General features: G+C 58.8%; 22 protein-coding genes and 1 pseudogene. 15 read left to right on the top strand and 8 right to left on the bottom strand.

The genetic code is table 11. The features are described from left to right. Positions 1 to 8: 8 nt before the first annotated feature. Positions 9 to 1,118 carry a hypothetical protein gene (locus tag PUT78_RS17945; protein ID WP_274353650.1) on the bottom strand — a complete coding sequence of 370 codons (1,110 nt, stop codon included), beginning with the start codon at positions 1,116 to 1,118 and terminating at the stop codon, positions 9 to 11. A gap of 36 nt (positions 1,119 to 1,154) precedes the next feature. Further along, positions 1,155 to 1,712 (bottom strand): hypothetical protein, encoded by a 558-nt coding sequence (locus PUT78_RS17940; RefSeq protein WP_274353649.1) that lies wholly within the window; start codon positions 1,710 to 1,712, stop codon positions 1,155 to 1,157. Positions 1,713 to 1,948: 236 nt separating this feature from the next. Here PUT78_RS17940 and PUT78_RS17935 point away from each other — a divergent pair, with 236 nt between their 5' ends. After that, complete coding sequence (locus tag PUT78_RS17935) at positions 1,949 to 2,539, top strand: hypothetical protein (protein WP_274353648.1); 591 nt, start codon at positions 1,949 to 1,951, stop codon at positions 2,537 to 2,539. Between the two features lie 151 nt (positions 2,540 to 2,690). Here the strand turns inward: PUT78_RS17935 and PUT78_RS17930 are convergent, their stop codons facing one another. The 5 genes from PUT78_RS17930 to PUT78_RS17910 form a co-directional block, all read right to left on the bottom strand. Further along, positions 2,691 to 3,683 carry a hypothetical protein gene (locus PUT78_RS17930; protein ID WP_274353647.1) on the bottom strand — a complete coding sequence of 331 codons (993 nt, stop codon included), beginning with the start codon at positions 3,681 to 3,683 and terminating at the stop codon, positions 2,691 to 2,693. A gap of 15 nt (positions 3,684 to 3,698) precedes the next feature. Then, positions 3,699 to 4,037 (bottom strand): hypothetical protein, encoded by a 339-nt coding sequence (locus PUT78_RS17925; protein ID WP_274353646.1) that lies wholly within the window; start codon positions 4,035 to 4,037, stop codon positions 3,699 to 3,701. Between the two features lie 41 nt (positions 4,038 to 4,078). Beyond that, the gene (locus PUT78_RS17920) at positions 4,079 to 4,741 is read right to left on the bottom strand and encodes an imm11 family protein (protein WP_274353645.1); all 663 of its coding nucleotides are present in this window, start codon (positions 4,739 to 4,741) and stop codon (positions 4,079 to 4,081) included. Then, entirely contained in the window at positions 4,738 to 4,887 is a 150-nt protein-coding gene (locus PUT78_RS17915; protein WP_274353644.1) for a hypothetical protein, read from the bottom strand. The genes PUT78_RS17920 and PUT78_RS17915 overlap by 4 nt, the downstream gene beginning before the upstream one ends. Positions 4,888 to 5,000: 113 nt before the next feature. Next, entirely contained in the window at positions 5,001 to 5,711 is a 711-nt protein-coding gene (locus tag PUT78_RS17910; RefSeq protein ID WP_274353643.1) for an IS6 family transposase, read from the bottom strand. 48 nt (positions 5,712 to 5,759) lie between these two features. Here PUT78_RS17910 and PUT78_RS17905 point away from each other — a divergent pair. The 12 genes and pseudogenes from PUT78_RS17905 to PUT78_RS17855 form a co-directional block, all read left to right on the top strand. Next, positions 5,760 to 6,155, top strand: a pseudogene (locus PUT78_RS17905) (DDE-type integrase/transposase/recombinase); the annotation flags it as partial. Positions 6,156 to 6,379: 224 nt separating this feature from the next. Continuing rightward, positions 6,380 to 7,528 (top strand): alpha-hydroxy-acid oxidizing protein, encoded by a 1,149-nt coding sequence (locus PUT78_RS17900; protein ID WP_274353642.1) that lies wholly within the window; start codon positions 6,380 to 6,382, stop codon positions 7,526 to 7,528. 67 nt (positions 7,529 to 7,595) lie between these two features. Beyond that, complete coding sequence (nthA, locus tag PUT78_RS17895; protein WP_420793519.1) at positions 7,596 to 8,204, top strand: nitrile hydratase subunit alpha; 609 nt, start codon at positions 7,596 to 7,598, stop codon at positions 8,202 to 8,204. An 11-nt stretch (positions 8,205 to 8,215) separates the two neighbouring features. After that, entirely contained in the window at positions 8,216 to 8,539 is a 324-nt protein-coding gene (locus tag PUT78_RS23725; protein WP_337994699.1) for a hypothetical protein, read from the top strand. After that, positions 8,529 to 8,882, top strand: a complete 354-nt coding sequence (locus PUT78_RS23720; RefSeq protein ID WP_337994698.1) for an SH3-like domain-containing protein — start codon at positions 8,529 to 8,531, stop codon at positions 8,880 to 8,882. Before PUT78_RS23725 ends, PUT78_RS23720 begins: the two co-directional genes overlap by 11 nt. Next, entirely contained in the window at positions 8,879 to 9,346 is a 468-nt protein-coding gene (locus PUT78_RS17885) for a nitrile hydratase accessory protein (protein WP_274353640.1), read from the top strand. Before PUT78_RS23720 ends, PUT78_RS17885 begins: the two co-directional genes overlap by 4 nt. A 345-nt stretch (positions 9,347 to 9,691) precedes the next feature. Then, positions 9,692 to 10,990 carry an ABC transporter substrate-binding protein gene (locus PUT78_RS17880; protein WP_274353639.1) on the top strand — a complete coding sequence of 433 codons (1,299 nt, stop codon included), beginning with the start codon at positions 9,692 to 9,694 and terminating at the stop codon, positions 10,988 to 10,990. 3 nt (positions 10,991 to 10,993) lie between these two features. Further along, entirely contained in the window at positions 10,994 to 11,746 is a 753-nt protein-coding gene (locus PUT78_RS17875) for an ABC transporter ATP-binding protein (RefSeq protein ID WP_274353638.1), read from the top strand. After that, positions 11,733 to 12,428 carry an ABC transporter ATP-binding protein gene (locus PUT78_RS17870; RefSeq protein ID WP_274353637.1) on the top strand — a complete coding sequence of 232 codons (696 nt, stop codon included), beginning with the start codon at positions 11,733 to 11,735 and terminating at the stop codon, positions 12,426 to 12,428. The genes PUT78_RS17875 and PUT78_RS17870 overlap by 14 nt, the downstream gene beginning before the upstream one ends. Positions 12,429 to 12,431: 3 nt before the next feature. After that, positions 12,432 to 13,289 carry a branched-chain amino acid ABC transporter permease gene (locus tag PUT78_RS17865; RefSeq protein WP_274353636.1) on the top strand — a complete coding sequence of 286 codons (858 nt, stop codon included), beginning with the start codon at positions 12,432 to 12,434 and terminating at the stop codon, positions 13,287 to 13,289. After that, positions 13,286 to 14,272 carry a branched-chain amino acid ABC transporter permease gene (locus PUT78_RS17860; RefSeq protein WP_274353635.1) on the top strand — a complete coding sequence of 329 codons (987 nt, stop codon included), beginning with the start codon at positions 13,286 to 13,288 and terminating at the stop codon, positions 14,270 to 14,272. The genes PUT78_RS17865 and PUT78_RS17860 overlap by 4 nt, the downstream gene beginning before the upstream one ends. Next, positions 14,266 to 15,663, top strand: coding sequence for an amidase family protein (locus tag PUT78_RS17855; protein ID WP_274353634.1), 1,398 nt, complete (start codon positions 14,266 to 14,268; stop codon positions 15,661 to 15,663). The genes PUT78_RS17860 and PUT78_RS17855 overlap by 7 nt, the downstream gene beginning before the upstream one ends. Positions 15,664 to 15,714: 51 nt before the next feature. Here the strand turns inward: PUT78_RS17855 and PUT78_RS17850 are convergent, their stop codons facing one another. Beyond that, on the bottom strand, positions 15,715 to 16,629 hold the full coding sequence (locus PUT78_RS17850; protein ID WP_274353633.1) for a LysR family transcriptional regulator: 915 nt from the start codon (positions 16,627 to 16,629) through the stop codon (positions 15,715 to 15,717). 249 nt (positions 16,630 to 16,878) lie between these two features. Between PUT78_RS17850 and PUT78_RS17845 the strand changes: the two genes are divergently transcribed. Both PUT78_RS17845 and PUT78_RS17840 read left to right on the top strand, forming a co-directional pair. Beyond that, positions 16,879 to 18,600, top strand: coding sequence for a thiamine pyrophosphate-requiring protein (locus tag PUT78_RS17845; protein WP_274353632.1), 1,722 nt, complete (start codon positions 16,879 to 16,881; stop codon positions 18,598 to 18,600). Between the two features lie 25 nt (positions 18,601 to 18,625). Next, positions 18,626 to 20,071 (top strand): aldehyde dehydrogenase, encoded by a 1,446-nt coding sequence (locus tag PUT78_RS17840; protein WP_274353631.1) that lies wholly within the window; start codon positions 18,626 to 18,628, stop codon positions 20,069 to 20,071. The last annotated feature ends 98 nt before the right edge of the window (positions 20,072 to 20,169 follow it).

Below are 20,169 nucleotides of genomic sequence, written 5' to 3'. Positions count from 1 at the left end.
CATTGCGATCAGTCGATAAGCACGCGGATGGTGAAGGATGCCGTTGCTTCTGCAGCCAATGTTGCCAGATCGGCTGTAACCGAAGTGACCGGCGCTCCGGTCGTCGTCACTGTGAAATCGCCCGCCGTGTGGCCAGCATAAGCTGTGTTGCCAGGAATCGCATCGGTGATCGAGATATTGGCGGCTGCCGTTTCGCTGGTCGAAGTATTCTCAATAGTGATCGTATACTCGACGCAGGCGCCGGGGATCGCAGCAAGTGGCGCGCCGGTTGCAGTTCCACCGGTTGCGCAGTTAAAAGTGCTGCCGGGCAGGTTTTCGCTAAGGACAAGGGCTGTCTTTGTCGCCGTGAGCACAGGGGCAGTGACGCGCAGGTTGGTGCGGTCCGCATCTTGTCCGTTAGTCTCCGCATCACCAGGCTCACCACCGAAGCTCCAAGTCGTCGCTTCATCTGCAAACACCACGTTAGGACTTTCACTGTCCAGAGCGTTAGTGCGAATTTCGTCAACGACGGTGTTACTTCCCGCAACAAGTGCGATTGCCGTTACCTCGAAAAAATCGGCCAGACCATCTGTGGCGATGATGGGAATATTGGCAACGATCCTGACGGTGTATTCGTCGCCCGGATCTAGATTCCCCGCGTTGGTCCCACCGGTTACATCATAAATCGCTTCGTTCACTAACACGTAATAGGTGCCAAGATCAGAGGTTACTGTAGTGCTATAGGTCAACCCCGCGAGCGTATCTTGATCGTTTGGCAGGTTGCCGAGATTAGTCACATTGATGTTGAAACCTTGCGCGCCGTTTCCAAGGTTCCTGACTGCAAAGTCGAAGCTAAAAGGTGCCTGGCCGGGGGCCACCGTTACTTCTCCCTCGCTTGCCTGCGCAGTTACCGAAAGGTCGATCTTTCGGGCAACAGTGAAGGAGGCCGTTGGCAGATCTTCATCAGGAAGATCAATCGTCACGCCATCAGCGCCATCATAGCTCAGGACGATCGTATTTTCGATCAACACGCCTGGCGCGGTCTGTTCTGAGGGATCAGCTTGCGCCATCGCACCGCCTGAAAACACGACGGCAAGGGCCGTGCTCAGGGCAAGAATTCTGAAGGGATGGGGGATCATGTGGGTTTACTCCTTACAAGGTCGGATGCGCGGGGGTCAGCGCAGGGTCACGGTGTATTCGATGTTCATCTGCTCGGATGGCGGCAATTCAGGCAGCGTCAGTCGCAGCGCGCGCAAGGCATCCAGATCGGCGGTCATGACCTGTTCGTCATCGATTTCTTCAAATATCGGGCGAAACAGATCAGGGGTTTCTTCATCGGTCCACTCAATCACCAGCCCCTCGGGCGCGGCAAAGCTGAACGGGTCAAGCACCAGTTCGGCGGCAACCTGCGCGCCGAGCTGCAGGTTCATCGCGGGGTCTTCGGTCGGGTTGTCGAGTGTGATGACGTAAAGCACCTGATCACCGGGGGTGACGACACTTTCGTCCAGCGGAACACGCAAGATGACCGGCTCGCCGTCCTCATCCAGAACCGGCTCGCCGGTCTCTGTCAGTTCCGGCTCCAGCGTGTAGCCGAAAAGTGTTACCTGAACGCTGGTTGGGGGGTCTTCGGCGGGCGCGTCTGTCTGGGCGATCACATGTGCAGGGATCAGAGCAAACGCAAGAATGCAGGCACGCAGCCAGCCTCGGTCGAACATGCCTTGATTGGCTCGCATCTGTAGTCCTCCATATGATTCATCACCCGCCAAAGGTAGGGTGAGCTTTCGGGGTCTTACCGCGGAGCATAGGTAGACACTGCAGTTTTCGGGGAATCACTTTTGCGGTGCAGTACTAAATCTGCATTGCCGATGCAGAGATATTCACCTATTGTGATATTCAACTGTTGTGATAATTCACAAATAAGCAAGCGCAAAGCGCCTATAACCCTTCGGCGGAGAATTTTGTGGCACAAATGGCGCAACCTAAGCGTGCATTATCTTGTTTTGCAAAGATCCTCTGCTTTGTCGCAGCAATCGGGTCGCAAACGGCCACAGCAGACCCTGCGACAAGCTTTGCCGCCAATGACGTGGAGTTTCTGAACCTCATGGGAAATCTCGAAGGCCCGAGTGGATTTGGGTCAATATCGCACTTCGCCCCTGCCTTGCCCACGCGCCCCTTAACCGAGATGACCTTGGCAGAGGTGCTGGATTATCAGCGCGACATAAGGGCCATGGGCACGATCTCGTCGGCGGTCGGGCGTTATCAGTTCATTTACCTGACCATGCGCGATCTGGTCGAGACGCACGACATCTCAGATGCATTGGTTTTTGATCCCGAAGTTCAGACATATCTGGCGCGTTTCCTGATGTACCAGTGCGGCTTTTATGAGCGCAGCACGCCCGTTTCGCAACTGGGCAATTGTCTGGCGTCCGTCTGGGCCGCCCTTCCACTGGTAAGCGGTCCGCTGAAGGGCGAGTCCGCCTATAGCGAAGATGGCATCAACAAGGCCTTTGTGGCGCCTGAAATCGTGATTGAGGTCTTGCGCAGCCGCTTTGAATGGTGAACTGCGCATGTCCGTCACACACCCAGCTCCGGACTATCTGCGTTCTCCTCGGTCGGTGACAGCCGTTCAAGAACTTTCTTGAGATTTTGACCCACGGTGTCGCGTTGCCCTTAAATCTGAAACACGACGCGTTCGGGGATATTTTTTGCCCTTAATTATGAGATTCGACTGCCATCGCGCCTATGCTTTTCGCGCGCTGCCGGGTGATGTGATCAACCGCGGCAAGCAGACGTGGCTCCTTATCGAAGGCGCGCAATAGAGCAACCCTTGTATAGTCGTCGATGCCGGAGCTTGAGATGGCCGCTTTGACCAGTGGACGGGATTGGGCTGCATCAATTGCAGCAAGGCCAACAATAACGACTGCTGCGATTGTTGCCCACAGCGGTGCACCAACGATGCCACCGATTACAAAAGCGGCTGCGGTTCCAGCCGCAATACCCCCGGACGTTTCAAAAGCGAATTCGGTCCAGAGCCGATTTCCGCCTTGCATGTCTCCTTGCTCATATAGCGAAGACGCGTTTACAGCTGTGATCCCGAGAGATACCAGGTCTCCCACGACGCCCAGTTGCCGCAATCCTTCTACTGCGGACCCCAAGACGACCGGATTCACACCGAAATTCTTGAATGCATCAACTATTTGCGAAAACTGAGTTGTCCTTGCATGAGCTGTGTCGAGTTGCTCGCTTGACCACGAAGAGGCGACTGAATTTCCCGAGCCGGGCGTACTACTGATCTGGCTATTAGAAGTTAATGCCCCAGACAATTTACCTTGCTCAATGGTCGCTTGCACTCCAAAGTCACCTACATCCGGACCCAAACCTCTAAAAGTGGAACCACTTTCCTCCAAAGCGGCCTGATAGCTTCTGAGTATTTCTGCACGCTGTTCAAAAACCAGTCGAGCTTCTGGATCTGGGTGGGTCGCTGCTACATTGTTATTGAGCTCTATGACCGTGTTCAATCGAACCTGCTGATTCGTCACGATATCCGCAGCAGTCATGCTTTGCGCATTTGTCCGGACTGTGTCCGCAATAGTATCGATCGATTGAGAATTTGAAAAGTCTGGTCGCCAGCCATTGTTGTTGTAGGCTGACGCGAAGTCAGAAGCGCTTGTGGAGCTGAGCGGCGGCTGACCATTGATCGCCACATCCCGCGCAAACTCCTACAGCTGATTCAGGGATGCAATACGTTGATTTTCAGTAAATCCAAGTTCGACATCAAAAATGTTCACTAGTTCTGCTGCCAGAAAAGCACGCAAGCCAGTGTGTGGGTTGCCATTTGGATGAATGTTGGCACCAAAAACGCCTGATCCTGATGGATGCGCGGCTGCCCAAGCCTGCGCCATAGCGGGATCTTCGAAAAGCGGGACAAAATTCCTGGCTGCATTCGCAGAGAAGGGATTGATCGGATTGTCATTGAACAACGCCGAGATTTCCGGTGCAAACCGTTCTAACAAGCTGGCTGGAAAGGTGTGGTGCGCCTGAAAGCTGAAATTTGTCATGTGTAGAGCCTCGAATAAAAGATGGAATTAAGAAAAACGGATCAAACCACTTTTGCGCGCACAAAGCGGAAGGCTGGGCTTTTCAACCCGGCCTCCTTGACGGCACGCGCCAATCTGTCGCTCAGGAAAATCCGATTCCTAAGCTTCGGATCACACCACAGATCCGCACCTTGCGCGGCGTCAGCACGAATTGCCAGTTGGACGTCCTGATCCAGTGCTTCGCGCCAGGGATTGCCCGGTTTCGCAATTTTATCGAGAGGATGCCGCATCTGCTCAACGCCGCTCGACTCCTCTGGCACAAAGCAGCCTAGCTTGCCTTCGGTCATATGCAGCACATAATGCGGCGCAATGCCAGAGGGCGTCTTGTTTTCATCGCGATAGATCGGCACCTCGTAGAGCCGCGATGATCCCAGATCGAAGCGGATCAACACATCCCGAAAGGCCGGCGAACAGACAAGGACGCCACCAGTAATGCTGAACGCATCGCGACAGGATGCTTTGATTTTGTCGTGACGGCTGAAAAAAACAAATTCTGGCGCATTGCTTTCATCAGTGGGCCTGCACGACATTGTCGCTCTGGAAAACTCCAGCCTGCTCGGAAAGCCGCCCGGGCATCGATAATCAAAAGATATATGGGTGTCACCGCCGGTCATCCACTTTGTATACCAGATCACCGGTTTATCGTCGGAAGAGGTCTGTGTCATCGTTTGCTCCACTCCGGCATTTCCACCGGTTTCTCTGCCTTGCCCAGTTGCATGTCGAAAACATGGATCATTGCGCGTGCCTTTCGCATTTCATGCTGAAAGTTGTCGTCATTCTTGTCACCACTCACCAAGCCAATGCGCGTCATATGGACGGAAACCGGCCTTCTGAACATCCTGAAATAAAAGCAATGTCGATAGAACTCCCGACGGCATTGCCAAGTTGTTGAGCATTGGATTTGAAAGGTCCTGGCTGGATATATCAAGCAGTCATCTGAGCGGCATAGTCTGTCCAGAGACAGAAAGCATCTGCCCGGGCGTGGCGATATGAGATGGCGGTCAGTTTGTAGCGTCGAGGGCGGAAGATGGTGTTGATCTGGTCATGCGCGACCAAGAAACGTTGTGCCTGTCTGGGCGACTTAAACCGGCCCCTGATCTTTTCTCGTCGTCGTGTTGGCCTGTGACTGCCCTCAATCCTGTTGTTAATGCCCTTATGGGCCCGGTGGTCAGCCTCCGGCGCTTGATGGGCAATCGGCTTGATGTAGCTGCGCAGTTTGTCTGTAACGACGACCCTTGGTTGGCCGAACTGCGCGATCAGCCTTGCCATGAAGCGCTTGGCAGCTTTGGCATTCCGACGCGTCTGCACGAGAATATCAAGCGTATCGCCGTTGGTATCGACCGCCCGCCAGAGCCTGTGCTTCACCCCGTTGATGGGGATCACAACCTCGTCCAGATGCCATTTGTCATTTGGGCGGGGACGGTCCCGACGGATACAGGCCGCGAAATGCGCGCCAAACCGGTTGACCCAGAGACGGATCGTTTCACGGCTCACGATGACGCCTCGTTCGGCAAGCAGATCCTCGACATCCGCCGTGCTCAGCGCAAACCGATGGTACGCCCAGACAGCGTAGGCGACAATCTCGCGTGGAAAACGAAAACCCTTCAGGCGCCGCATGGACGTCGGTAATTTCATACCTCAACCGTAGCGAAGTCACGCCGCGCAAACAACTTGGCAATGCCGCTCGACATTCTCGTCCAGACGCGCCGCAATGCCAAGGCTGCAAAGCGCTTCCTGACACGGTTGATCACTCAATTTGGCCAGCCGAGAGTGGTCGTCACCGACAAGCTGCGTAGCTATGCAAAGCCGATCGCACAGCGGGCATCCAATGCTGACCATCGCGCCCGCAAGGATCTCAACAACCGGATCGAGGGCAGCCACAGGCAGACCCGAAGACGGGAGAAAATAATGGGACGGTTCGAATCATCCGGACAAGCGCAGCGTTTCCTTGCCGCACATGACCAAATCAATACGATCTTCAAACCCCGCCGCTACCGTCTCATCGCAAAGTACAATCGACACGCTCGGGCAGATGCCTTCCGGCTATGGAACGACTATGCCCACGAAATGACGGCATAAATGACGAGAACCGCCACGACTACAACCAACCAGCAATAACTTGGCAATGCCACAACAAGTGCTTGCGTCACCAATGGTAGCAGAACTGTGGATGGTGCGTCTGTCTGCGGGAGGGTAGTTTTCGGAGATTCAGGTCCTGTTTCGGCACCATGCAACGTCTTTATGGCGCCGGGCGCCGATATGCCACGGCGGAACGCGCGGCGCGAGATTTTGCGGAGGAAGCAATGGTCGATCTTGTCAACATCGAGGACATGCGCAGGCGTGCGCGTCGCCGCCTGCCGCGGATGGTCTTTGATTACCTTGAGGGTGGCGCAGGCAGCGAACGCGGCTTGCGCCGCAATCGCGACGCATTGGATGACATCCTGTTCGATCCGCACCGGCTTGTCGCGGTGGATCATCGCGATCAGTCTGCACAATTGTTCGGCAAGACCTATGCCATGCCCTTGGCAATCGCGCCGACCGGCCTGAACGGAGTCTTGTGGCCCGATGGCGATCGCGCGCTGGCGCGGGCAGCTGCCAAGTATGACATACCGTTCTGTCTGTCGACGGCTTCGACGTCTACAATCGAAGACGTGGCACGTGCGACCGATGCCGAAAAATGGTTCCAGCTTTACGTCATGAACCGTGACCAGGCACGCGACTTTGTCCAACGCGCGCTGAAGGCTGGCTATTCGACCCTGATCCTGACCACGGATGTTGCGGTCAACGGCAAGCGGGAACGCGATTTGCGTTCGGGTTTCAAGGTACCCTTCAAGCTGTCTCCCAAGATCCTCTTCGATACGGCAACCCACCCGCTCTGGAGCTTGGCGCAGGTCAGGCATGGCCTGCCGCAGCTTGCCAATTTCGCCTCGGCGGACGCGACCGATGTCGCATCCCAATCGGCGCTCATGGCGCGCCGGATGGACGCAGGCTTTGACTGGGAGGCCTTTGCAGCACTGCGTGATCTTTGGCCGCACAAGCTGATCGTCAAGGGTGTCCTCTGCGTCGAAGATGCTCTGCGGTTGGAGAAGGCGGGCGCGGACGCCGTCGTCTTTTCGAACCATGGCGGTCGACAGCTTGAGGACGTCCCGGCCCCGATCAGCCTGTTGCAGGACGCGTTGGCGGCCCTGCAAATTCCGATCCTGATGGACAGCGGCATCCGTTCTGGGGCTGACATTGCCAAGGCCGTCGCTTCGGGCGCGGTCATAACGATGTCCGGCAGGGCGCTGCTGTACGGTTTGGCCGCGGCCGGCGAGGCCGGTGTCTGCGAGGTCCTGGACCTGATGAAAGCGGAACTCGATACCACTCTTGCGCTGGTTGGATGCCCGCGCGCCGACTTGCTTTCGCCCCGTCACCTGGCAACCGAAGCGCGGGCAGCACATCCACAAAAATGAGGATGCATTGTGCGCTTGGCTGCGGATAGACTGAACAAAACGCCAAAGACAGAGAAGCATGACTGCCATGGGCCACGACGACCATACACTGCCGCCATCCTCGCTTGCGCTGCGCATAAAGGCGATCGAGACGCTGATGGTGGAGAAGGGCAAGATTGATCCCGGAGCTGTGACGGAAATCGTCGACATCTTTCAAAACAAGCTTGGTCCACGCATCGGTGCCCGGGTTGTCGCGCGCGCCTGGTCCGATTCCGCTTTCAAGAAGCGCCTTCTGGCGGATGGCACTGGGGCCCTGAAGGAAATGGGGATCGGTGGCTTGCAGGGCGAGGCGATGCACATTCTTGAAAACACTTCGGCGGTGCATAACGTGATCGTCTGCACCTTGTGTTCGTGCTATCCTTGGACCGTCCTTGGACTGCCACCGTCCTGGTACAAGTCTGCGGCCTATCGCAGTCGTATTGTCATTGAGCCGCGCGCCGTACTTGCCGAATTTGGCCTGCAAATCAGCGAGGACTGCGAAGTGCGGGTCTACGACAGCAACGCCGAGATCCGCTATATGGTTCTGCCCGAGCGCCCGACCGGCACGGATGGCTGGACCGAGGAACAATTGGAGGCGCTCGTGACGCGTGACTCTATGATCGGGGTCAGCGTTTTGACGGACGTTGTGGTAGGCTAGGGGGTAAGATCATGCGATCAATCGCCGATCTGGGCGGAATTCAGGGTTTTGGACCAGTTGACCTGGCGGATGACGACACCCGGTTCAAGGCAGAGTGGGAAGCCGATACCTTTGCCGTGAATATTCTTTCGCTGGCGGCCGGCTGTTTCAACATCGACGAAAGCCGGCATTCGATGGAGAAAATTCCGGCCGTCGAATATCTGACCACAACTTATTTCGAACATTGGCTGCATTCGCTTGAAGATCTGCTGATTTCCAAGGGAGTCTTCTCGCAGGAAGAGTATCAGACGCGGATCGCAGAACTTGCGGCAAAGGGGGCTGGAGATGCTGCCTAAGGAAATGGTTGCGGTGGCAGTGGCCACCGGTGCGCCCACCCTCCGCCCTGTCGAGACATCGCCCGTATTCCAAGTCGGTGAAACGGTCAGGACGATCAACGACACGGTCTCTACGCACACCCGCCTGCCGGGCTATGCGCGTGACAAGCCTGGCACAATTGTCGGGTATGAAGGTGCGCATGTTTTTCCCGACGCGCATTCGATGGGGCGGGGTGAATGTCCAGAACATCTCTATTGCGTGCGCTTTGACAGCAAAAATCTGTGGGGCAAGGGCAGCGATGGGCCGGGTGCGGTATACCTCAGTCTCTGGGAGAGCTACCTTCTTGCCGGAGATGACCAGTGACCACTGCGGGGCCGACAGTTGATCCGAAATGGCTGGAAGATGGGCCTGCCTTTTCCGAGCCTTGGCAGGCAGAAGCCTTTGCCCTGACCATGCAGCTGTCGCGGGCGGGCCATTTTACCTGGAACGACTGGGTCGGTACGTTTTCGGCAGAAATCGCCGCATCGCCGCAGACGGCAGATGAGGATATCAACACCTCCTACTATCGTCAGTGGATGCAGGCGCTGGAAAAGATTATCGCCGCGCGTGGCTTGATCTCTACGACCGAAGTGACGGACTACGAGGAGCATTGGCGCCGGTCTTACTTTTATACCGAACACGGCAAGGCAATCGAATTCCGCAAGGGACTTGAGCCGATCCCGTCAGGCGCGCTTGAGGAACTGGATCACGACCACAGCCATAACCACGATCACGACCATCACCATGGTCCGGTGGCGATCAGCCCTGCGCGCCGTGTCGGGCAGTGAAGGTCAAAATGTCGGCGGTTGCTGAAGTCTGATCTGCCAATTTGGGTGCATCCCATTTTCTTGTAGTACTGGCTTGGCGAGAGTCTTGGGCGACGTCGGAAAGTTTGGCTGAAGTAGGCTTGGCCTTCAAAGCCCAGGACATAGGCAGACCATCTGCACCTGCATGCAGGTGCAGGCCAGTAGGCGTTAGGCCTCGCGCAGCCGTACCTGTTCAATGACGCCGAATTCTCTCAACAATTCTGCTGATACCGGTCCGCCCGAAGCCCTTGTAAACTTCAAAGACAACAATGTTATCGATCAGACATCCGGAATGGGTGCGGCGATACAACAGGGGAGAAAAACAATATGACAAGGCGTTCTCGTGTCGCCGGCATGACCCGGCGGGAAGCGTTACAAGGGTTGGGTGGTGCTGCTGCCACTTTGGGGCTGAGTTCCGGACTTGCTGCACCAGCACTGGCCGGTTCAGACGTTCTGCGTATCGGCTACGTCAGCCCACAGACTGGCTCGCTGGCACCTTTTGCCGAATCTGATCCGTTTATGTTGCAGAAGGTCCGCGCCGCCTTGGCAAGCGGCCTGACAGTCAACGGCAAGACCTATGAAGTAGAGATCTCCGAAGTCGACGACCAGTCGAACTCGGACCGGGCCGCGACCTCCGCCAACCGCCTGATCAACGGCGAAGAGGTCAATCTGATGCTCGCGCAGGGTGCCAGCACAGCTGTTCCGGTCTCGGCGCAATGCGAGGTGGCCGGGGTTCCGTGCATCACCACGATGGACCCCTGGCAGGGCTGGATGTTTCCGCAGGGTGGCGACCCCGCCGTCGGGTTCGAATACGTCAACCATTTCTTCTGGGGGATCGAGGATATCATCTCGACCTTCATCGGCATGTGGGATGGCCAGGACACCAACAAGAAAGTCGCGACTGTCTGGTCGAACGACCCTCCCGGCAAGGTCTTCGGCAGCAAAGACATCGGCTTCCCGGCTTCGTTGGGGGCGGGCGGTTACGAGATCACCGATGTGGGCGAGTTCCAGGTTGGTGCCGATGACTTCTCGGCCCAGATCACTGCATTTCGCAACGCGGGCTGTGATATTGTCACCGGTCTATTCAGCCCATCGGAATGGGCGATCTTCTGGCGGCAGGCACAGCAATTGGGCTTCAAGCCCAAGATAGCGACCCCGGCCAAAGCGCTGCTGTTTCCGGCAGGCATTGCGGCCCTGGGCAACGGCGGCGACGGCATGTCTACCGAGATCTGGTGGACGCCGGCCTATCCCTACAAGTCGACCCTCACCGGGCAAAGCTCGCAAGAGTTGGCCGGCGACTACACCGCCACCAGCGGCAGACCCTGGACGCAGCCGATCGGCGTTGTCCATGCGCTGTGGGAACTTGGGATCAACGCACTGAAAAATGCCGCCGACCCGATGGATCCGGATTCGGTGCAGGACGTGATCAGGAACACCAACATGACCACGATCATCGGCGACATCGACTTCGCTGGCAGCCCGGTCAAGAACGTCGCAAAGCTGAAGATTGCAGGCGGCCAGTGGCGGCTGCAGCCCGATGGAAGCTATGCACTGAAAGTGACCTACAACGCCGCCGCGCCTGAAGTGCCGATCGAGGACACGTTCAAGCTGGGCGTGGGTATCTGAGCCATGACCGGGGCCGCCATATCAGCGATTGCTGTCGAAGGAATTGCCAAATCATATGGCGGTCCCAACGTGCTCGAGGATGTCAGCCTTGAGGCCGTTGCAGGCGAAATACTGGGGATCATCGGCCCGAACGGATCGGGAAAGACCACGCTATTCGGTGTGATCTCCGGGGCGCACGCACCCTCGGCCGGCCGGATCGTGCTGCAGGGACGTGACATCACCGATCTTAGTGCCGCGGAACGGGCGAAGAACGGAATCGGACGCACGTTTCAGGTGCCACAGACATTCTCCCAGATGTCGGTCTACGAAAACCTGTTGGTCGCGGCGAAGTTTGGCGCCGGACTTCCCGATCATGCGGCTGAGGTACTGATCCGGGAAACACTCGATCTCTGTGACTTTACGCACCGTACCGATGCTCAGGCTGGCGAACTGTCTCTTCTTGATCGCAAGCGGCTGGAATTGGCAAGGGCGCTGGCAACCAAGCCCGCGGTGCTATTGCTGGATGAGATCGCAGGCGGCCTGACCGACAAAGAGGCGGAAGGGTTGGTCGAAACCATCACGGCACTGGCAGCTCGGGGCATCGCGGTGATCTGGATCGAACACCTTGTGCACGTTCTCGCGCACGCAGCGCACCGACTCGCGGTGCTGGGCGAGGGCCGCATCATCGCCGCGGGCCAGCCTCATGAAACAATGCAACTGCCCAAGGTCCGGCAAATCTACTTTGGGATGGAGCCCGAACAGCATGATCTCGATTAATGATCTTCATGCCGGTTACGGCGCATTGTCGGTTCTGTTTGGCGTGTCGCTTCACGTCGCCGAGGGCCAGACACTGGCGCTGATCGGGTCAAATGGTGCTGGCAAGACCACGACGTTCTCGGTCCTGACCGGATTCGTTAAGCCGCGATCCGGCAAGGTGACGTTGAACGGCTCGGTCATTTCGGGTTTGACACCCACCGATATCGTTTCCATGGGCCTCGCCATGGTTCCCGAGGGGCGCCGACTTTTCCCGTCGTTGACGGTGGAAGAAAACCTGATGATCGGGGCGCATTGCGATCGCAAGGGGACTTGGGACCTGCAAAGGGTCTATTCGGTCTTTCCCACCCTTGAACCGCTGCGCAAGCGGCCCTCTTCTTCGCTGTCGGGTGGCCAGCAACAACTGGTGGCCATTGGGCGTGCGCTGATGTCCAATCCGATTGTCTTGCTGTGCGACGAACTCTCGCTGGGCTTGTCGCCGGCTGCTGTCGACGTTGTCTATACCGCCATCTCGCGTTTGCGCGCAGAGGGCATGACACTGATCATCGTCGAACAGGACATCAGCCGGGCGCTGGCTTCGTCGGACATTTATGCCTGTATGCGGCATGGCGGCATACCCCTCAGCGGTCCCTCGGCCGGGGCAGACCGCGCGCAAATTTCAAGCGCCTATTTCGGGATGGATTGAATCATGGAAGTACTGATCAACGGGGTCTTCATTGGTGCTCTCTATGGGCTTTACGGTCTTGGGTTGGCGCTGACCTTGGGGCTTATGCGCCAGATCAATCTGGCCCACGGCGATTTCATCGTCTTCTCCGCCTATCTGACCCTGCAGGGCTCACTCCTCCTTGGAGTCCACCCGCTGATGGTCTTGCCCGTGGTTGCGGTTGTGATGTTTGTCGTCGGGTTCGTCCTGCAGCGACTGGTGATCCAACGCACATTGGGCCGTGGTGAAATGCCGCCCATCCTGGTGACCTTTGGCCTGTCGATCATTTTGCAGAACGTCATGCTGGAACTGTTCAGCGCCGACACGCGGAACCTGAATCCCGGCCCATTGGGCGCGGCATCCATCGAGATCGCAGGCCTTAGTCTTGGGGTTCTACCCCTGCTGACGCTGGTCGTCGCGTTCGCGATCTTCTGGGCGACAAGCGCGGTCTTCGGCTCGACCAAGTTCGGACGTGCCATCCGCGCCACGTCGGACAGCGATCAGACGGCGCAACTGATGGGGATTAAGACAAGCCGCATCTTTGCTGTGGCCATGGGCCTCACTCTTGCCATTTCCGCAATCGCAGCCGGTTTCTACGGCATGCGCGGAAACTTTGACCCCTCGACTGGTCCCGAACGGATGCTCTTTGCCTTCGAGGCAGTGATCCTTGGCGGCGTCGGTTCGATCTGGGGGGCTCTGGCCGGGGGTATTTTGCTGGGTCTCTCGCAGGCTGCGGGGTCCCTGATCAATCCTAGCTACGGTCCCCTTGTCGGCCACCTCGTCTTTCTTGTCGTGCTGCTTGCCTTGCCAGGTGGCCTGATGTCCTTGCGCAGGAGACAATGATGCGCCTGCCCTCCATAAACAGATCCTTCATCGTACTGGCGATCATCGTTCTTTTGCTGATCCTGGTGCCAATCCTGGGTTCGCGTCAGACGGTTAACCTCGTGGCCGAAATGGCCGCCGTTCTGGCCATCGCACTGATGTGGAACCTTCTGGCCGGTTTTGGCGGCATGGTCTTCATGGGCTTCCAGGTCTTTGTCGGGATCGGCGGCTATGCTGTCTTCATGGCGGCTAACGGATTTCAGGTCTTGCCCTTCCCGTTCATCCTGCTTTCGGCAGCGCTGTGCGCCTTGATTGCTTTGGCCATCATGCCAATCCTGTCCCGGCTTCAAGGCGTACAATTTGCCATTGCCTCCTGGGTGATCTCCGAAGTGGTCCGGCTTTCCGTCTTCCAAACTTCGGTTCTGGGTGGCGGCGGTGGAATCTCGCTGACCGCCATGCGCAGCGTCCCGCGCGAACTTCGGATGTACGGAACCTACGGGTCGGCTGCGCTGGTCCTGATCGTAGCGCTTGTGGTCTGCGTCTTCTTGATGCGCAGCCGCGTCGGTTTGGCGCTGCGGGCAATCCGCGACAATGCTACAGCTGCCGAAGCCATGGGAATTGACCTTCGCCGCACTCAGGGGCTGGTGATGATGATCGCGGCGGCAGTCGCGGGCGCCGGAGGTGGTGCATATTACATGCTCGCATTGCAGATCGGACCCGGAACGGCCTTCTCGATGAACTGGATGGCAATCACCCTCTTTGTCGTCATCCTGGGCGGAATCGGAACGCTGGAAGGTCCAATCGTCGGTGTCTTGGTGTATTTTCTTCTACGGGAAACCCTGTCCGATCTAGGCTCGGTCTACTTCATCCTCCTCGGTCTGATGGCAATTCTTGTAACACTCCTGTTTCCCAAAGGCGCCTGGGGTGGAATCCGGCAGCTGATCGGGCAGGACCTCTTGCCCATTCAGCGCAACCCGACTGAATCTAGGGGCCGAAAATGTTAGTTGAAGAGTTGACTGCCTGGGAAGCCGCCGAAGCGATTTCCGCAGGCCGACTACGCGCCGAGGGACTGGCACAGAGTGTTCTGGAGCAAATCGCAAAGAACCAGGACCTGCATGCGTTCACCAGCATCGACCCCGAGCGGGTTCTGGAAGACGCCCGTGATGCGGACTGTAGGTCGGCCAGCGGACAGGCCCTGGGGCCGCTTCATGGTGTGCCGATCTCGTTCAAGGACAGCATCAACGTATTCGGTCACCCCACGACGGCGGGCACCAAGGCACTGAGCAATTTCTGGCCCGACTGCAACGCACCGGTGGTGGAACAGCTTCGCCGATCAGGGGCCATCATGCTTGGCAAGGTCGGTATGCATGAACTGGCCTATGGTGCGACCTCGCAGAACCCGACCTTTGGAACCCCCCGTAACCCCCATGACCGAAGCAAAACTGCCGGCGGGTCCAGCGGCGGTTCCGGAACAGCCGTTGCTGCATGTCTGGGGCCGGTCTCGATCGGCACCGACACTGGTGGCTCGGTTAGGGTACCGGCGGCCTTTTGCGGTGTCTGGGGGTATCGCCCGACTTTGGGTCGCTGGCCGACCGATGGCATTGTCCCGATCTCGACCAGCCGCGACACGCCGGGCCCGCTGGCCCGTTCCGCCCGCGACCTGGCGCTGATTGACCGTTGCGTGACGGGCCAAACCACCGGACACCGGTCCCTCAAAGGATTGCGGATCGGCGTTTCTGAACGCTACTTCTGGGAAAATGCTGCACCCGAAGTGGCCGCCCTTTGCCGGGCCGCCCTTCACCTTGCCGAGGAGGAAGGGGCGGAACTTGTCAATGTGGACGCATTTGACCTTGTTCGTCCGCACCTCGAAAGCGCCATGATTGTCCCAGTCTACGAAGGGCGGATCGAGCTGGAGGCCTTTCTGGCCAAGCACGGGCTTGATCTCGACTATGCGAAGGTCGGCGATCTGGTTTCCAGCCCCGACGTTCGGGTGATCTTCGACAGCCAGCGAGATCCGACGACGCGCATCACCGAAGAAGCCTACCGTGTGGCGGCGACCGTCCATCGTCCTGCCCTGATTGCTGCTGGGGCTGGTCTGTTCGCACGCAACAGGATCGACTTACTGGCTTGTCCCACCACTCTGTTCGAAGCGCCGGATTTGGACGGGCCCGGCACCCTGCGTCTGGGCGATCAGGACCTTTCGGTTTTTGACGCAATCATCCACAACGCCGACCTCTTGTCGAATGCCGCCTTCACGGGTGTGTCCGTTCCTGTCGGAAAGACAGACAGGGGGCTTCCGGTGGGTCTGGCACTGGACGCACCGCCCGGATGCGATTCCCTGGTGCTTGGCGCAGCAATGGCGTTCGAACGGGTGATGTCTGCGGCTTCCTCCTGAGCAGCATTCGCATCATGGTTAGTGAGACGACTTCAGATCAACATCCGTGCTTCAAGGCGTCTGCCCGACAAGGCTCCGTTCCACCAGATCGCGAAACCAGCGAAAACCGGCATCTGACTCGGCGTGGTTGGCCCAAACCATGTTGACGGGCGTTTCCGGATGACCGAATGCCACCGGCAATACCTTGGCACGACCCGAGCGGGCCAGCTTTTCACCATAGATGCCCGGTACGATCGCGAGGTAGCGCCCGCCCTGCAGCAGTTCGGGCAGGGCGGCGAATTCCTGCACGATCAGCGCGACGTTGCCTTGAAGGCCTAACCGCGTCAGGATCGTCTGAATCTCGCGGCCAAAGGTTGCCGCAGGGGCCACAAGAACCAGCCGCTCGTTGCGCAGATCAGAGATTGTTTGCGGCACCTGTTCCCTGTCCGGTGCGCTGATAGCAACATAGCTTTCCTGATACAGCGGCAGATTGCGTATTCCGGGCGCCGTAACCGCAACCAGCCCAAGCGCCAGGTCAATGCGTCCCGACAGCAGGCTTTCTCCCAGCTTCGACAACGGAACCGGATCGTTCTCCAGCACGACAAAAGGTGCCGCGTTCCCGACCATCGTGGCCAGAACCGGCAGGAACACCGCCTCTCCGAGTCCCGAAAGCGACACTCTGAATCTCCTGCGGCTCTCCTGTGGCTCGAAATCTGCCGCGTGGTTCAGCGCCTCGGACAGCGCGGAGAGTGTCGCGCGAACCGTCGGTAGGATCAGGGCGGCATAGCGCGTCGGGACCATCTCGCGTTTGCTGCGAACGAAAAGCGGATCACCCAGCGTAAGCCGCATCCGTTGCAGCGCATTGCTTGCCGACGGCTGGGTCAGGCCGATCTGCGCTGCGGCACGCGTCACCGATCCGGTTTCGGCCAGTGCGACGAAGAGCTTCATCAGATTCAGGTCGAAGGACTCAAGTCGTATTGATTTCATCAATGAACTCCATATCAATGATAATTTAGACAATATTTCGCTTTGCCGCTATCCTTTACATCGGCCCTACGGGGAATTTGTTCGGCGCGGGGAAAGCCGAACGGGCCGGGAATGATGCACTGGACGGTGCCATTGCCAGTTGAGGAGAGGTAGTTTCCCTTCCCCTGCCGTTGAGCCGGACGTTCCTGGCTTTGTGTGGCTGGGTGAACCGACTTCGCAGTATCGAAGCCAAACGAAGGCAGGACAAGCATGAGCGACGAAATGATCACGGCAGGCGGGGCAATCTTCGGCAAGCTCAAGGCATTGGGTGTCGAACATGTCTTTGTGAACTCTGGCACCGATTTCCCGCCGATTGTGGAAGGTCTGGTCGAAGCTGGTCGCCGGGCACTTGACTTGCCCGAGCCGATCATCTGCCCGCATGAAAGCGTGGCGGTTGGCATGGCGCATGGCTACTATCAGATTTCCGGCAAGCAGGCAGCGGTGATGCTGCACACCAATGTCGGTCTGGCGAACGGGGCCATGGGGGCGATCAACGCCTGGTGCGACCAAATTCCGATGATCCTGATGTCAGGCCGCACGCCGGTGACCGAAAGCCGCCGCTTTGGCGCGCGCACCGTGCCGATTGGCTGGGGGCAAGAGATGTTCGATCAGGCAGCGCTCGTGCGCGAATGCACCAAGTGGGAGTACGAGTTGCGCTTTCCCGAGCAGGTCTCGGAAGTGTTCGAGCGCGCCTGGGCCATTTCGGAATCGACGCCCAAGGGGCCGGTCTATCTTAGCCTCCCACGCGAGGTCCTGTGCGAACAGACGGCCGAGTATGGTCTTGACCAACCCTCGCGCATGGCGCCCGCCATCGCTGCGCCCGAAGCGTCATCACTGGCACGGGCAGCGGCCTTGCTGGCAGGCGCGAAATCTCCGCTGATCATTGCGCAACGCGGGGCCGGAAGTGCCGAGGCCTTTGCCGCCTTTGCACCCTTTGTCGATAGCTGGGCGCTGCCCGTGTCGCAATACTGGGCCAACACGCCCACCCTTGCTTTGTCGCATCCGATGCACATAGGCCAAGATCCCACTGACGCCCTGGCCGAGGCCGATGTGGTTCTGGTCATCGACTCGCTGGCGCCCTGGTGGCCGGACCAGGTGCAGTTGCATCCCGATGTGACCGTGATCCAGCTTGGCGCCGATCCGCTGTTCAGCCGCACACCGATCCGCAATTTCCCGGCCCATGTCACGCTGGTCGGGGAAACCGGGCCCAGCCTGCTCGCCCTGATCGACACCATGTCTGCCCTGCCGCGCGATGAGGTGACTCTAGACGTCCGGCGCAAGGCAATCGCCGCCGAATCGGCGGCAACCCGTGCGGCCCTTGTTGCGACGGCGGAACGCGGCAAGGGTGGGCCGATGACCAAGGCATGGGTCGCCCATTGTTTGGGCCAAGCGATTAAAGAACAGGCAGGCAAGGGGCGCAAGTCCACGGTGTTTCACGAGCTGGGATGCCCGTTGGCCCATCTCGATGTCGAAGATCACAAGAGCTATTTTCAGGAACCCCATTCGGGCGGATTGGGCTGGGGGTTTCCCGCGGCACTCGGCGGGCAACTTGCCGACCCTGACCGGCTGGTCTTTGCCACGATGGGGGATGGCAGCTACATGTTCGCCAACCCCACGGCCTGCCACCAGATTGCAGAAGCCCATGCTTTGCCGGTGATCGTCATGATTTTGAACAACGGCGAATGGGGCGCGGTCCGGCAATCCGTGCTGGGGCTCTATCCAACGGGCGAGGCAAAACAGGCCAATTCCGTGCCACTGACCAGCCTGCGACCGAGCCCCGATTTCACCCGGACAGCCGAAGCCAGCCGGGCCTGGACCGCGACGGTCGACCAAGGAGAGGACCTGCCCGCCGTCTTGAACGAAGCGATCCGGGTGGCGACCACCGAACGACGCCAGGTGCTGTTGAACATTGCCATCCGTCCGGACAACTGAAAACCGAAAACGAGGAGGAGAAACCATGAAGATTTCGATGTTGATCGGAGGCAAGGCCGTCGAGGCCGAAGGCGGGCGGACCTACGACCGCCACGATCCGGTGACGGGCGAGATCGCGACCCAGGCCCCGGCGGCCTCGGTTGCCGATGCACTTCGTGCCGTTGCTGCGGCCCACGCGGCATTTCCGGCATGGGCGGCAACAGCCCCGGGCCAGCGCCGGGCCATTCTGAACAAGGCAGCCGACAAGCTGGACGCCATGACCCCCGATATCATCGCGGGCGGGATCGCCGAAACCGGAGCAACCGGGCCTTGGCTTGGTTTTAATTGCAAGCTGGGAGGCGACATCCTGCGCGAAGTCGCCGCAATGACCACGCAGATCACTGGCGACGTCATTCCATCGAACAAACCGGGTTGCCTGTCCATGGCGATACGCCGCCCGCTGGGCGTCTGCCTTGGCATTGCGCCTTGGAATGCTCCTGTCATCCTTGGTGTTCGGGCCGTGGCCATGGCGATTGCCTGTGGCAACACGGTGGTGTTCAAGGCCTCGGAGCTGTCGCCCTTCATCCACCGCGCCATTGGCGACGCGCTGACCGAGGCGGGGCTGCCTGACGGCGTGATCAACGTCATCACCAACGCGCCGGAAGATGCGGGCGAGATTGTTGCGGCGCTGATCGCGGCCCCCGAAGTCAAGCATGTGAACTTCACCGGCTCGACCCGGGTTGGCCGGATCATCGCAATGAAGGCAGCAGAGCATCTGAAGCCAGCGCTTCTGGAACTGGGAGGCAAGGCGCCCCTCGTTGTCCTCGACGACGCTGATCTTGAAGGTGCCGTGAATGCAGCCGCGTTTGGCGCTTTCATGAACCAGGGCCAGATATGCATGTCGACCGAACGGATCATCGTTCACGAAGGCATCGCCGACGCCTTTGTGGCCGCCCTTGCCGCCAAGGCAGGCGCGCTGCCCTACGGCGACCCGCGCGAGAAGGTCGTGCTCGGCGCACTCATCACGCCAGAGGCGGCCGAAAAGATGGACCGGATCATCGGCGACGCCAAAGCGAAGGGCGGCAAGGTCGTCGCGGGTGGCGCGCGTGACGGATCGGTCGTTGCGGCCACACTGATCGACAACGTCTCTGACGATATGACGATCTATCAGGAAGAAAGCTTCGGTCCGGTCAAGCCGATCATCCGTGTCGCCAACGACGATGAAGCGGTGCGTGTCGCCAATGATACCGAGTATGGCCTTTCGGCCGCGGTCTTCAGCCGCGACATTCGCCGCGCCATGGCGGTGGCAGAGCGGATCGAAAGCGGCATTTGCCACATCAACGGTCCGACCGTTTCGGACGAGGCCCAGATGCCCTTTGGCGGCGTTAAGAACTCGGGTTATGGTCGGTTTGGGGGCAAGGCCGCACTTGACGCATTTACCTTGACACGCTGGATCACCATCGAAGATCCTGATCAGCATTACCCGTTCTAACATAGCGCGTGCCAGCATCGAATTGGCCGTCACGCGCCTTGATACAGCCTCGCCGCCGTCCAGACGGCGAGGACGACTTGTCCGCTGGCCTGCCCACT

Source organism: Roseinatronobacter alkalisoli (assembly GCF_028745735.1).
Taxonomy (GTDB): Bacteria; Pseudomonadota; Alphaproteobacteria; order Rhodobacterales; family Rhodobacteraceae; genus Roseinatronobacter; species Roseinatronobacter alkalisoli.
This window is presented reverse-complemented; position numbering and strand designations above follow the sequence as displayed.